This window comes from Gammaproteobacteria bacterium (assembly GCA_015709635.1).
Classification (GTDB): Bacteria; Pseudomonadota; Gammaproteobacteria; order Burkholderiales; family Nitrosomonadaceae; genus Nitrosomonas.
Genome location: CP054180.1, coordinates 925,138 through 938,886 on the forward strand (window position 1 = coordinate 925,138; position 13,749 = coordinate 938,886).

Genomic DNA, 13,749 nt, shown 5'->3' on the forward strand with positions numbered 1-13,749 from the left:
TCACCCGAGTATTATTTTTTCGCGAGCTTTACATGCGCTTATCTGATTTAAAAAACCTGCACGTCACTGAATTAGTAAAAATGGCTGTCGAAAACGAAATCGATGGCGCTAACCGAATGCGGAAACAAGATTTGATTTTTGCATTGCTTAAGAATCAGGCGCGCAAGGGTGAAAATATTTACGGTCACGGTACGCTGGAAGTGTTGCAAGACGGTTTCGGATTTTTGCGTTCTCCTGATACTTCTTATCTGGCCGGGCCGGATGATATCTATATATCACCTAGCCAGATCCGGCGCTTTAATTTGCATACCGGTGATTCGATTGATGGCGAGATTCGGCCGCCGAAGGATGGGGAACGTTATTTCGCGCTGGTGAAAGTTGATAAAGTCAATAACGAGCCGCCGGAAAATTCCAAGCAGAAAATTTTGTTTGAAAATCTGACCCCATTGTTTCCCGATGAGCGACTCGTGCTCGAACGCGATATCAAAGCCGAAGAAAACATTACCAGCCGTATCATCGATCTGATCGCCCCGATCGGTAAAGGTCAGCGCGGTTTGCTGGTGGCCAGTCCCAAATCCGGTAAAACCGTCATGCTGCAACATATCGCGCATGCGATTGCGGCTAATTATCCGGATGTGATTTTGATGGTGTTGCTGATCGATGAACGGCCGGAAGAGGTGACGGAGATGATTCGTTCAGTCAGAGGGGAGGTGATTTCTTCCACTTTCGACGAAGCCGCCACACGGCATGTTCAAGTAGCTGAAATGGTCATTGAGAAAGCGAAACGCCTCGTCGAGCATAAAAAGGATGTGGTAATCCTGCTTGATTCGATCACCCGGCTGGCGCGCGCTTATAACGCTGTGGTGCCCGCTTCGGGTAAGGTATTGACCGGTGGTGTAGATGCCAGCGCATTACAACGGCCCAAACGCTTCTTCGGTGCGGCGCGCAATATCGAAGAGGGCGGATCGCTGACCATTATTGCGACCGCGTTGATCGATACCGGATCACGCATGGACGATGTGATTTATGAAGAATTCAAGGGCACCGGCAATATGGAAATCCATCTTGACCGGAAAATGGCGGAGAAAAGGATATATCCAGCGATCAATGTGAACCGATCAGGAACTCGACGGGAAGAATTACTGATTTCACCCGATGTGCTGCAAAAAATCTGGGTACTGCGCAAATTGTTGCATCCCATGGATGATATGGATGCGATGGCATTCTTACTTGATAAAATTAAGGCAACCAAGAATAATTCCGACTTTTTTGATTCTATGCGGCGGGTCTAGATAAAATTTTCCCAGTTGCACCAATACGCACATTAAAGGATAATACACCGCTTTTTAATCTTCCCCATTGTTCTCATTGGGATTGAAATAAACAAGGATATTGGCAATGAAAGCAGACATTCATCCGGATTATCAGGAAATCACCGTGACTTGCAGTTGCGGCAGTGTTTTTAAAACCCGTTCTACTATGAACAAGCCCTTGAATATTGAGGTTTGTTCTCAGTGTCATCCGTTTTACACTGGAAAGCATAAGATTGTGGATACCGCTGGTCGGGTTGAGAAATTCCGCCAAAAATACAGTAAGCAAATACGCAAATAATTACCCGAGTAATTGCAAAATTGCATTCGCATCCTGGCGACAGGATTCGGTATGTTCTGATGACTGGTCGTTTCTCTTTAATAGTGAATGGCGAGCCAGATAGTCTCGGTATCGGGATCTGTCCACGCAACTTTGTGTTTCTTGTGCGCAGGTATAGTAATAAAATCTCCCTCAAAAAGTTGTACTGACGTTTGATCTTCAAAAGACAGTACAGCTTTACCTTTTAATATCATAACCCACTCGTTTTTTTCCTGATCATACCAGCCGCCGGATTCTGGCGATCTTTGTCCTTTTGAAATAATTCTCTCGATCTTTACTGCTTCGTTCTTCGTCAGTAACTCAAAGAATTCCTGATTCAGGTTTTTGGGAATTTCTGCGTAAATGTTTCGTAATTTCATGTTGAATTAATGAGTTTGCCGGATTTCTCATTGTATAAAAATTCCTATTCTGAAAACAGGAACTAAAAAAATTTCCAATTGCAAATGATTTTTATGCGACTGCAATGTTGTGGTGAAAAGCTCGTTTGAAATAATCATCGCTTAAAAATAAGCGACCCATTTTTGCTGTTGTAATCATAAAGTTGAAAAAATTCCATAAAACTATGCTATAAACATCAATCGGAAATTTTCTGTTAACTTCATGGAATCAGAGGCTTCTTTTGATAATCAGAAAAACTGGTCGAGCTGCAAAGAAGTTATCCTTCACATCGCAAAAGTCGCATTTAAGTCTGCCCAATCCGTCTGATCAAGCGAGAAATCTTGAAGTTGCTTCATTTCCAGTGGTGGGTATCGGTATTTCAATCACAGGATTTGAGACTCTGCGGCAGCTCCTTGCCCAAATCCCTGCGGATTCCGGTGCAGCTTTCGTAGTCATCTTCCAGTCAACGGACTCGACCCAGGTCAGCCAATTTTTCGGTCAGCTGCGCGATGTCACCGGCATGGAGATTGTGTTAGTGGAAGACCTGTCGAAAATGCAGCCCGACTGCATCTATATGGCCACGCGGTTGGATAGGAATTTATTTATTTCGAACGGTTTCTTGTGTGTCTTTGATACAGTGCCGGAGTCGGTATCAAATTTTCCAATCGATTTTTTCTTTCGCAGTCTGGCGGAAGATCGCAGGGAATCAGCGGTTGGCGTTATTCTTTCAAGTGCGGGCGGCGACGGTGCTCAAGGTTTACTGGAGATAAAGAAAAAAGGTGGGCTGAGTCTTGCCCAAGATTGCTTACTTACAGAATTGGAAGACCTCGGTAGTGTATTCGATACAACTGCGGTTGGTACCAGAGCAACACTTAAGCTATTGCCGGACATCATTGCGCGTTATTTAAAATCCAATTCGGAAAAACCGCAGGCAATGGTTGTTATAAATGACATCGTGCAACTTTTGCATGCGCGGACCGGCAATGATTTTTCCCGTTATAAGAGAAGCACATTGCATCGCCGTATTGATCGACGGATGCAACAGAATCAAATGAGCACGCTGAAAGATTATGTTCATTTCTTGAATGAAAATCCGAAGGAGTTGGATTTATTATTTAAGGAGTTATTGATCAATGTGACCCATTTCTTTCGTGATCCTGTGATGTGGCAGTATGTGAAAGCAGAGATTATTCCACCGATCTTGGCGGCAAATCCGCAAGGGAAAACGGTGAGAGTCTGGGTGCCTGCCTGTTCAACAGGAGAAGAGGCTTACGGATTTGCGATTTTATTTCAGGAAGCGTTGGAACAAAGCGGCTTGCAAGACTGGTATGCGGTGAAAATATTTGCCACCGATCTGGATCAAGAAGCCATCATAAAAGCCCGTCGGGGGCTTTATCCGATGAGTATCAGTCAATATATTTCATTGGAGCGCTTGAACCGATTTTTTATCAGGCAGGGAAATGGTTACCGGGTTTGTAATGCAATACGCGAGACGGTGGTGTTCGCACCGCAAAATGTGCTTGCCGATGTGCCATTTTCCAAATTGGATATTTTATCGTGCCGTAATTTATTGATTTATCTGGATCGCGAGCTACAAAAAAGATTATTGCCCCTATTTTATTATGCATTAAACCCCGGTGGTATTTTGCTGCTGGGTACTGCGGAATCTATCGATAATTTCTCCGAGTTATTTACCCCATTGGAACGCAGTTTGGCGATATACAAACGGCTTGACAATGGACTGCAACTGGAAAACCGTAATCTGATGCAAGACTTTTCTCTGTCAGCGATCACCAAGAAAAATCCGGTCATGAATTTGGAGGAAATTCTGCAGCTGTTGAGAATGGAGCAAGCAATGGATTTGCCAGAAAGAACGGACGATGCCGCAGTTACAGCGATGATGACCGAGTTGCAACTGATGCGCGAGGAAATGCAGACTACGCAGGAAGAAATGCAAACTTCGCAAGAAGAACTCAGATCCAGTAATGAAGAACTGCATTCGACCAATGAAGAATTGCTGGCGGCAAATAGAGAGTTACAAGCTGCCAATAAAGCATTGATCGCCTCTAAAGCCAATTTGAAACTGCTGTACCGGGAATTGCAAACCACTTATGCGGAATTAACGACGTATCTCGAAGCCATCGGACAGCTTGCATTAGTTTCCGTGAGCGATCGATCCGGCCGGATTATAGAAGCCAATGACCGGTTTTGCGAGATTAGCGGCTATAGCCAGCAGGAATTGATCGGACAAGATCACCGTATCCTCAATTCCGGTGTGCATTCTAAAAATTTTTTTATCGAAATGTGGGAAACGATCATCAATGGAAGAATCTGGCACAAAGAGATCTGCAACCGGAGGAAAAGCGGCAGCTTATATTGGGTGGATTCCACCATCGTTCCGTTCAAAGACAGTAACGGCCGGATAATTCGCTATATATCCGTACGTGTGGATATAACTGCGCGTAAGCAGAAGGAACTGATTCTGCGCGAAAGGTTGAAGGAAAGAACTTGTCTGTATGCGATCCGCCGCGAGATGGAGCAAGATTGCTCCATCGGTGAATTGTGCGCGCGAATTTTTGAACACCTTATACCGGCTATGCAGTTTCCTGATCATGTTGCGTGCATGATCAGTATTCATGATCAGCGCTATACCTCTTATAACTACAATGAGGATCTTAATCATGGTATTTTCGCAAGAATCAAAATAAATGGGACAGTTTGTGGTCAATTGCAGGTTTTCTATACAGAAGAAAAGTCGTTCATGCTGCCGGATGAACAAAATCTTATTGACCATATAGCAGATGACTTCAGATTCTGGCTGGAACGCAAGCAGCTGGAGCGGCATATCAGCTTTATGGCCAACCATGATGCGCTGACAGGCTTGCCGAATCGATTATTGCTGCAAGATCGATTGTCGCAGGCGCTGGCTCATAATCAGCGTCATCGGGATTTTTCCGCGGTTTTGTTCATCGATCTGGATCATTTCAAAGTTGTGAATGACACGCTTGGTCACGGTTTGGGCGATCTTTTGCTGAAGGAGGTGGCTGCCAGGCTTTTATCCAGCATACGCAGCGAGGATACGGCAGCTCGTCAAGGTGGCGATGAATTTATCGTGATACTGACACAAATCACCGATGTTGCGGCTGTCGAATCGATTGTGAAAAAGATATTGTATGGATTGGCACAGCCCTATCACATTAATGAACGGGTGTTGCATATTGATAGCAGTATTGGCATTGCTTTGTATCCCAAAGATGGGAAAGATGTGGATGCACTGCTAAAACACAGTGATCTGGCGATGTACCATGCGAAAGCAACAGGACGCAGCAACTACCAGTTTTATTCCGCAGAGATGAATCGTTTGATGCAAGAAAAACATGAATTGGGCAATGACTTGCATAAGGCAATAAGAAATAACGAGCTGATGCTGTACTTTCAGCCGATTATTGATATGGATACGCATCATTGGGTTGGTCTGGAAGTGTTGCTACGCTGGCAGCATGCGGAAAAGGGATTGATTTCGCCCGCTCAATTTATTAAGTTGGCCGAAGAAACCGGCTTGATCTTGCCGATTGGAGATTGGGTCATCAGAACTACATGTATGCAGCTAAAAGAGTGGCAGGATGAAGGACTTGAAGTGCCCAGAATCGCCATCAATCTTTCCGTCAAACAATTTCAAAAGAAATATTTTGTGCAAGAGGTGGCGAGTATTCTGAAACAAGTCGAGGTTTCGGCGAGTTGTCTGGCTTTGGAGATTACAGAAAGCATGCTGGCGGAAAACATTGCAGAGGTGAATGGAACATTGCAGCAATTGAGTGCCATGGGATTTAAGATCTCGATTGATGATTTTGGTACCGGCTATTCAAATCTGAGCTATTTGAAGCACTATACGATTGATGCATTGAAAATAGATCGCTCTTTTGTGCGTGATATCGCAATCGATGAAAATGATGCAGCAATAGTGACAGCGATCATCGCGATGGCGCACAGTCTGAATATGCATGTGGTTGCCGAAGGTGTGGAATCAAAAGAGCAAATTGATTTTCTCAAGCAGCGCGGATGCAGGCAATATCAAGGATTTTATTTTAGTAAACCGCTGCCTGCGAGAGAAGCTGCCGAGAAATTAAAGCAATGGAATACAATCTTGATGCTGGCTAATGCGCAAAAATGAATACGATCGGTGTGCTTGAGATCGAGAATAACTTGTTTAGAGTATGTTATTCTACTGATTGCTAAGAACAATACGATATTTTGCTTTACCGCTGGCTAACTTCTCCAGTGCTTCATTGATTTTGTCAAAGGGGAATATCTCAACAACCGGCTTAATATTATGCTGTTTGACAAAATTCAACATGGCGATCATGCTCGCTGGACTGCCGGTAGGTGAGCCGGAAATTGAATATTGACCTGAGATTAGTGGAAATACATTAATATCCAGTGGTTCTAGCGTTACGCCTAAAAAATGTAACCGCCCTTTGGGACGCAAAGTTGCAAGGTAGGTATTCCAATCCAACTTCACATTGACTGTCGATAGAATTAAGTCGAACTGATTCGATGCAGCGGCAAGTTGAGCAGAATCGCGTGTATCCAAGACATTATGCGCACCTAACGCCAATGCCTCTTTTTTCTTGTTATCACTGGAAGTGAAGGCGGTTACTTGACAACCCCAGGCATTTAGAAACTGCAGAGCAATGTGCCCTAAGCCGCCGATGCCGATGACAGCGACATTTGCAGTGGGTGAGATATTGAATTGCAATAAGGGATTAAAGACAGTGATTCCACCACAAAAAAGGGGGGCTGCATTTTGGGCATCAATGCCGTCCGGCAGCGCGATTACACTGGCAGCATGAGCGCGAACTTTGTCAGCAAAGCCGCCATGACGGTTAACAATGGTTGATTCCGATTGTGCGCAAAGATTGTGATCACCTGACAAGCAACTATAACAAGTCATGCAATATTCGGAATGCCAACCGAGACCGACCCGTTGTCCTACTTGCAGACTGTGTACATTTGCTCCTTTTGCCGAGATCGTGCCAATAATTTCATGGCCTGGTACAAATGGAAAGCGTGTTATTCCCCATTCGTTGTTTAGCATGCTAAGATCGCTGTGACAAATGCCGCAATATTCAATGGCTATTTCTACGTCATGATCGTTCAATAATCCGGGGTCATACTCGAAAGGCTGGAGCTTTCCGCCCACCTCAAACGCTGCATAAGCTTTAATCATAAATTTTCTCGGAAGAAATTTTTATTTACTCAAAATTTAAAATAAATCAATTAGTTTAAAATTCTCAATAAAGAAAAAATGAAAATTTAAAGTATCTTTTGGTAGAAATCTTACAATAGAAATGGTTTCAATGGAATAAACAGGTAAAGTTGTATGATGCATAATTGTAAAGAAATTAATTGCTTATGAAGTGCATTCTACAAATACGTGCGGGTTCTCGGCATATTATTGGAATATATTTGTATATTATTGATTGTTAATGTATATTGGTGTTTTTCATCAAGAAAGAAAGTATTAAAGTTTGGAATTTAATTGTCGTATCCAACTCACTATCATTAAATGGTCATTAAAACTTTTTAATGTATTCGATATAAGAAGTGTGTTGGATTTTCTAAGTTACTTCATTTCATTATATTTGTAATCACAAAGGGAAATAGTATGGTATTGGCAAAAACGCGAGTGGCATTGATAGGATTGGTGATTGGTTCTGTTTTGGTTCTAGCAGCTTGTGACAGCAATGAGCCAAAAGAAAAAAAATCTGGACAAGCACTAGTTAGTGTTAATGGTAAGGAAGTTACCACACTTCAATTAAATGATGAAATAAAGCGTGCCAATATTCGTCCTGATCAGTACGAAGCAGCAAGTAAACAATTACTGGAGTCATTAATTGTTCGTCAATTGATAATTGATGAAGCTATACGTAACAAGTTGGATCGTACTCCTGATGTCATGCAAGCACGCGATCGTGCCAACGCGCAGGTGATCGCGCAAGCTTATATGCAAGGTATTGCGAGTAAAGTTGCTAAGCCGTCTCAAGCAGAAATTAATGAATATTTCCAGAAACATCCTGAATTTTTTTCTCAGCGTAAACAATTTGATTTGATAACAGTTCGTATCGCAACTAAAGATCTCAACGAAGAGCTAAAGAAAACTATAGATGCTGCCAAGTCTTTAGGCCAAGTTGTGTCTTGGCTTGATAAAAATAAAGTTCAGTATTTTAGGAGCCTAGCGTCGCGAAGCTCGACTGATCTGCCACCGCAGATGGCGAAGATGTTGCAGGAAAAAAACAAAGACACTATTTTTATCGTCAACGAACAAGAAAATAGCTTACTAATTTCAGTCGATGCGATTAAAGATAGTCCAGTGACACTAGCAACCGCAGTACCTCAAATTGAACGATTCCTGCTAAACCAAAAATATAAGGAAGCAACCGACGCAGAAGTTGCGCGTTTACGAGCAGCTGCAAAAATAGAATATCTTAATGCTGCAGCACCGGTATCCAGTAATGTGGAGAAATCAGCTGTTCCACAGGCTGTGCCAGCGACTTCTCCTAATGCAACAAATAATAATTTGAATCTAACTGAACCAGCCTCTGAGAGCTCAATTGAGCGTGGTATTATGGGTCTAAAGTGAATTATTTGAGAGTTTTGCTTCCTAATGGACTGCGTAAGTGTCTTTTGTATGGTATGTGGTGTGAATTAAGGACTATAGGCTAATGATAAATGTTATGAAAAAAACAAAGGTCTTGGCAATAATGATCATATTGCTGGGAGTTGCTTGTATTGAAAATACGATTGCAGGAGAAGCTAGGGAAAGTGCATTAGGACCAGGCGATACATTAAGAATTTTTGTTTATGGTCATCCTGATATGACTACTGAAACCAAAGTGAGTGAAACAGGAAAAATAACGTTTCCGCTACTAGGAGAAATTGCAGTCAATGGATTAACACCATCAGAAGCCGAAAGAAAGATAGCCAATCTTCTGGAAACGCGGGATATTTTGCGTAAACCGCAAGTGATAGTGGTTGCCGCTGCATTGCAAAGCCAGATGGTGTCCGTGCTTGGTAATGTTCGTAATCAGGGACGTTATCCAATTGAAGGGAAACGCAGTCTGACTGAAATCATCGCTATGGCAGGAGGAATAATTCCTGAAGGTGGAGAGCTTGTTACTTTGATTCGTTCAGACGGTAACAAGTTTGTTAAGGAAGTAATTGATGTACTTGAGATGGTTCGTACTGGTGATTTATCCCGAGACATAGATATACGAAGTGATGATTTAATCTACATTGAGCGTGCTCATCGATTTTATATATATGGTGAAGTTCAGCGTGCCGGAGTTTATAGGCTTGAACGAAACATGACGGTGATGCAAGCTCTATCAGTAGGTGGAGGACTAACTCTACGAGGAACTGAACGTGGTTTAAGGATCCAACGCCGGGATACAGAAGGTAACTTAAAAGAAATTAGTGCTAAATCTAGTGATTTAGTCCAACCGGATGATGTGATCTATATCAAAGAGAGTCTGTTCTGATTTTAATTCCGATATTTTTGTTTCAGATTTATGAAGTAAATATTGTAATCAATCAGGTTTAAACTGAGGTTTTGCGCATGGATTTTTCTCGTTTTTTTCTAATTATTTTAGCTCGTCGTAAGCTTATCTTATCTACATTAATTATTACAATATCAACAACTCTGATAGTCAGTCTTCTTCTTCCAAAAAGCTACAAGTCTACCGCAACGCTCGTTCTTACTTATAAAGGAGCCGATCCTGTTACAGGCATGATTTTACCGGCGCAACTAAACTCAGGATATATGGCGACCCAATTAGATGTCATTAAAAGTACTAAGACTGCGCTAATGGTGGTGGATCAACTCAGGCTTGATCAGAATGAGATAGTAAAAAAGCAGTTTGAGGACAGTAATAGCAGTTTAGGACTACGAGAGTGGTTGGCTGCTTTGCTTCTTAAGAATTTGGATATTGAAACTTCTCGAGATAGCAGTGTGATCGGCGTTAGCTATAAGGGCGCAGATCCTGAATTTACTTCAATTATTGCTAATGCTTTTGCGAATGCTTATCAAGAGATAAGTATTCGTCTCACTGTTGAACCATCACAGAAAGCAGCGGCTTATTTTACTGATCAACTTAATGTGTTACGTGAAAGACTTGAAACAGCGCAGAGAAAACTAACAGAATATCAGCACGAAGCAGGAATCATTGATGCAGATGTTCGTCTTGATATTGAAACAAAGCGTTTAAACGACCTCTCCAGTCAACTAGTATTGGCTCAAGCGGAGTTAATGGGGACAGTCTCAGAGCAGGGGATTGATAGTCGTGGCGGTGAAACTAATAGTATTGCTCGAAATGCGATGATTAGTAATCTCAAGTTAAGTTTGTCACAAGCCGAATCCAGATTTTCTGAAGTTTCCCAGAAATTGGGACCTAATCATCCAAGTTATGCCGGAGCAAAGGCGGAAGTGGATAAATTAAGAGCGGAACTTAATAAGCATATAAAAACTACTGCGCATACTGCTGCTGGCCAGGAAAGAGAGATACGCGCAGCACTTGAAGAACAGAAAGCAAAGGTATTATCGCTCAATCGAGCTAGAAATGAGCTACACCTCCTTTTTAAAGAAGTGGAGGGTGCTCAGCAAGCGTATAACAATGCGATGCAACGTCTAAATCAAACAACACTTGAAGGACAAGCTAACTTATCGAGTGTTTCTTTGCTTGATGCTGCAAAAATTCCGGAAAAACCTGATAGCCCAAAATTGCTGCTTAACATAGCCTTATCGGTAATTTTGGGTACTCTTATCGGATTGGGGGTTGGTTTGATAGCTGAAATGATTGATCGGCGTGTGCGTTCCCCTGAAGATCTAGTAGATGTGCTTCAAGTACCTGTGCTAGGTGTTATAAGCAAAGGAATAGAAAAACAGAAACGCTTGCAATTGAGCTGGCCACGTTTGATACGATGAATTTCTTGGGTTATTAGGAGAAAAAATGAGCATTACAAGTTCCTCAGAAACTAAGAAGCTTAGCGATTCTAGTTCTATCAACGCAAGTTCTTCCCATATTCGCAAGTTTAGTATTGGGCATATTCTATTGGATATGGGAAAAATTACACCAGTTGAGGCTGAGCGTGTACTGCATTTACAAAAGGAGACTGGTTTACGTTTTGGTGATGCTGCGCTTAAATTAGGTTTAATTACTGAAGCTGATATACAGTTAGTTTTGGCGCAACAATTTGATTACCCCTACTTATTACCCGGTCAGGGAAATCATTCGCCCGAATTGGTTGTTGCTTATCAACCTTTTGGCACTCAAGTAGAAGTTTTTCGTGCAGTACGTAGTCAGCTAATGTTACGTTGGTTTACTTCGGGCCATAAAGCGCTTGCGATAGTCAGTTATAATTTGGGCGATGGTGTGAGTCTGTTTGCAGCAAATCTTGCTGTTGTATTTTCTCAACTCGGTGAGCGCACATTACTTATAGATGCTAACTTACGCAGCCCGCAGCAGCATGAAATATTTAATTTAAGAAATAGATTGGGACTATCAGATGTTCTTGCTGGTCGTGCAAGTGTCTCTGAGGTAATTGCAAAAATTGATTCATTCATAGATCTTTCAGTATTACCAGCAGGAACACTTCCGCCAAATCCTTTGGAGCTTCTCAATCGTAATCTATTTGACGAGTTAAACGATCAGCTTGCCAATCAATTTGATGTTATTCTCTACGATACATTGGCTGTTTCAAGTGGTGCCGATGCACTTGCTATTGCTGCGCGTACAGATGGCGTATTGATTGTCGCTCATAAAAATAATACTCGATTGAGTGAGGTCGATGCAATTAATGAGCAACTCAAGTGTAGCGGTAGTGAAGTAGTGGGTTCTGTATTAATTGATTTTTAAAAGAAATTAACTATGTTCTCTTTTATATATCTACCTAATGGTTTTAAGTCGATTATTTCGGATTGGTGGCCAATATTACTTGGATTATTGATTTTATATATACCTACTTTCCATGATTTAGCCAATGGGTTATGGTCTAAAGAAGAGCAAGCGCACGGGCCAATTATTTTGTTACTTTCACTTTGGCTTATTTATCGTAAGTGGCCTGAGATGATAAGAAGAAGTAAAGGGAGATCTGCTTCTGGTTTTGGATGGGTAATTTTTTTTATAGCTCTGATATTGTATGTGCTTGGGCGCTCACAACAGATATTAGTTTTCGAAATGGGTTCCTTTATATGGATTCTAGCAGCGATTTTCCTCGTTAAACGAGGTTCTACTGCTTTGAAGGTTATGTGGTTCCCGTTATTCTTTTTATTATTTATGATTCCATTACCAGGGCAAGTAGTTAGCCTACTTACTATGCCCATGAAAATGGCGGTTTCGTTTGTTGCTGAGCATATTTTGTTTTGGGCAAATTATCCAATAGCAAGAAATGGTGTCATTTTACAGATCGGGCAATATCAACTTCTTGTAGCCGATGCTTGTGCTGGGCTTCAAACATTGTTGACATTGGAAGCACTCGGGTTGTTTTATTTGAATCTTGTGCACCATACTTCAATTTTACGAAATATAACATTAGCTATTTTCATTGTACCGATTTCTTTTACTGCCAATGTTATTCGCGTTATCGTACTCACGTTGATTACTTATCATTATGGAGATGCGGCAGGGCAAGGATTTCTGCATGGATTCGCTGGAATGGTTTTGTTCATTAGTGCATTAATACTAATACTTGGTGTTGATGCAGTATTGCAGTATTTTGTTAAAACACAACCTCTTGGAGAATCGCATTCCGCTATAAGTAACAGTTAGTCAGTTTGTGTAATGATGTGTGTTTAGTAAAAAAATAACAAGGTTATATATGATTGATAAAAAGGGAGAATAATGAAAGGATCTCTGATTGTTAGTTTTATTCTTGGCATATTGATGGTGTCATCAGGTGCTTTGACAATGGCATTAACTCCAACAAGTAAGATTGCAGATCAACAAGAAAAAATTGATCTGGAATTCATGATTCCATCTAAGTTTGGAGATTGGCATGTTGATAAGTCAATAATACCATTACAAGTGGATGCTGAAACGCAAGCGATGCTTGATAAAATATATAATCAAACATTAGCAAGGACTTACATCAACTCACTGGGTGAGCGTGTTATGCTTTCTGTAGCTTATGGAGGTGATCAAAGTGACAATCTAGCAATACATAAGCCGGAAGTATGTTATTACGCACAAGGTTTTGAGATTATGAAAAATTTTGCTGATGAATTACTTACTCAATATGGGAAACTTCCGATTAAGCGTTTGATAGCGGTAAAAGGAAACCGCAGTGAGCCTATAACTTACTGGGTGACCATTGGTAACAAAGCGGTTTTGCCCGGTATTGAAGAAAAATTGCAACAATTGCGATATGGTTTAACAGGAAGTGTACCCGACGGTATGTTAGTTCGTGTATCTACGATTGATACTGACAAAGAGAAAGCCTACCGATTGCAGACTAATTTTATTCAGGATATGCTGTCAGCAATCGATACTAAAGGACGTACTCGATTGACGGGAGTTTTTAGTGAAATATAAGTTTCAATTTCTATTCTCTTATAGTTTGATCTTGTCAAATCGATTTTAATTATTATTCCGCGCTTTACTTCTATTGGTTTTGAGGCAGTGGGTTTAATACTATCGCATTTCGTGGTACTGTTCTTTTTACTATGGA

The 13,749-nt window shown here is 41.4% G+C and carries 11 protein-coding genes; 9 read left to right on the top strand and 2 right to left on the bottom strand.

Going from position 1 to position 13,749, the window contains the following annotated elements:
* The first annotated feature begins 32 nt into the window (after positions 1–32).
* Both rho and rpmE read left to right on the top strand, forming a co-directional pair.
* Positions 33–1,292: a transcription termination factor Rho gene (gene rho, locus HRU78_04050; protein ID QOJ22923.1), complete on the top strand. Its 1,260-nt coding sequence runs from the start codon at positions 33–35 to the stop codon at positions 1,290–1,292.
* A 106-nt stretch (positions 1,293–1,398) separates the two neighbouring features.
* Positions 1,399–1,611, top strand: coding sequence for a 50S ribosomal protein L31 (gene rpmE, locus HRU78_04055; GenBank protein ID QOJ22924.1), 213 nt, complete (start codon positions 1,399–1,401; stop codon positions 1,609–1,611).
* A 77-nt stretch (positions 1,612–1,688) separates the two neighbouring features.
* Here the strand turns inward: rpmE and HRU78_04060 are convergent, their stop codons facing one another.
* Positions 1,689–2,009 carry a cupin domain-containing protein gene (locus HRU78_04060; GenBank protein QOJ22925.1) on the bottom strand — a complete coding sequence of 107 codons (321 nt, stop codon included), beginning with the start codon at positions 2,007–2,009 and terminating at the stop codon, positions 1,689–1,691.
* 380 nt (positions 2,010–2,389) lie between these two features.
* Here HRU78_04060 and HRU78_04065 point away from each other — a divergent pair, with 380 nt between their 5' ends.
* Positions 2,390–6,199, top strand: a complete 3,810-nt coding sequence (locus HRU78_04065; GenBank protein ID QOJ22926.1) for an EAL domain-containing protein — start codon at positions 2,390–2,392, stop codon at positions 6,197–6,199.
* Positions 6,200–6,250: 51 nt separating this feature from the next.
* On the opposite strand, the gene HRU78_04070 is transcribed toward HRU78_04065, so the two are convergent.
* Positions 6,251–7,255, bottom strand: coding sequence for an NAD(P)-dependent alcohol dehydrogenase (locus HRU78_04070; protein QOJ22927.1), 1,005 nt, complete (start codon positions 7,253–7,255; stop codon positions 6,251–6,253).
* Positions 7,256–7,693: 438 nt separating this feature from the next.
* Between HRU78_04070 and epsD the strand changes: the two genes are divergently transcribed.
* From epsD to epsI, 6 genes are all read left to right on the top strand, one after another.
* A complete protein-coding gene (gene epsD / locus HRU78_04075) occupies positions 7,694–8,668 on the top strand; it encodes a peptidyl-prolyl cis-trans isomerase, EpsD family (GenBank protein QOJ22928.1) in 975 nt (324 codons plus the stop codon).
* A gap of 82 nt (positions 8,669–8,750) precedes the next feature.
* Positions 8,751–9,566 carry a polysaccharide export protein EpsE gene (gene epsE / locus HRU78_04080; GenBank protein ID QOJ22929.1) on the top strand — a complete coding sequence of 272 codons (816 nt, stop codon included), beginning with the start codon at positions 8,751–8,753 and terminating at the stop codon, positions 9,564–9,566.
* Between the two features lie 77 nt (positions 9,567–9,643).
* Positions 9,644–11,008, top strand: coding sequence for a chain length determinant protein EpsF (gene epsF / locus HRU78_04085; GenBank protein QOJ22930.1), 1,365 nt, complete (start codon positions 9,644–9,646; stop codon positions 11,006–11,008).
* Positions 11,009–11,033: 25 nt separating this feature from the next.
* The gene (gene epsG / locus HRU78_04090) at positions 11,034–11,939 is read left to right on the top strand and encodes a chain length determinant protein tyrosine kinase EpsG (GenBank protein ID QOJ22931.1); all 906 of its coding nucleotides are present in this window, start codon (positions 11,034–11,036) and stop codon (positions 11,937–11,939) included.
* Between the two features lie 12 nt (positions 11,940–11,951).
* The gene (xrtB, locus tag HRU78_04095) at positions 11,952–12,851 is read left to right on the top strand and encodes an exosortase B (GenBank protein QOJ22932.1); all 900 of its coding nucleotides are present in this window, start codon (positions 11,952–11,954) and stop codon (positions 12,849–12,851) included.
* A 72-nt stretch (positions 12,852–12,923) separates the two neighbouring features.
* Positions 12,924–13,613 (top strand): EpsI family protein, encoded by a 690-nt coding sequence (gene epsI / locus HRU78_04100; protein QOJ22933.1) that lies wholly within the window; start codon positions 12,924–12,926, stop codon positions 13,611–13,613.
* Positions 13,614–13,749 lie beyond the last annotated feature (136 nt).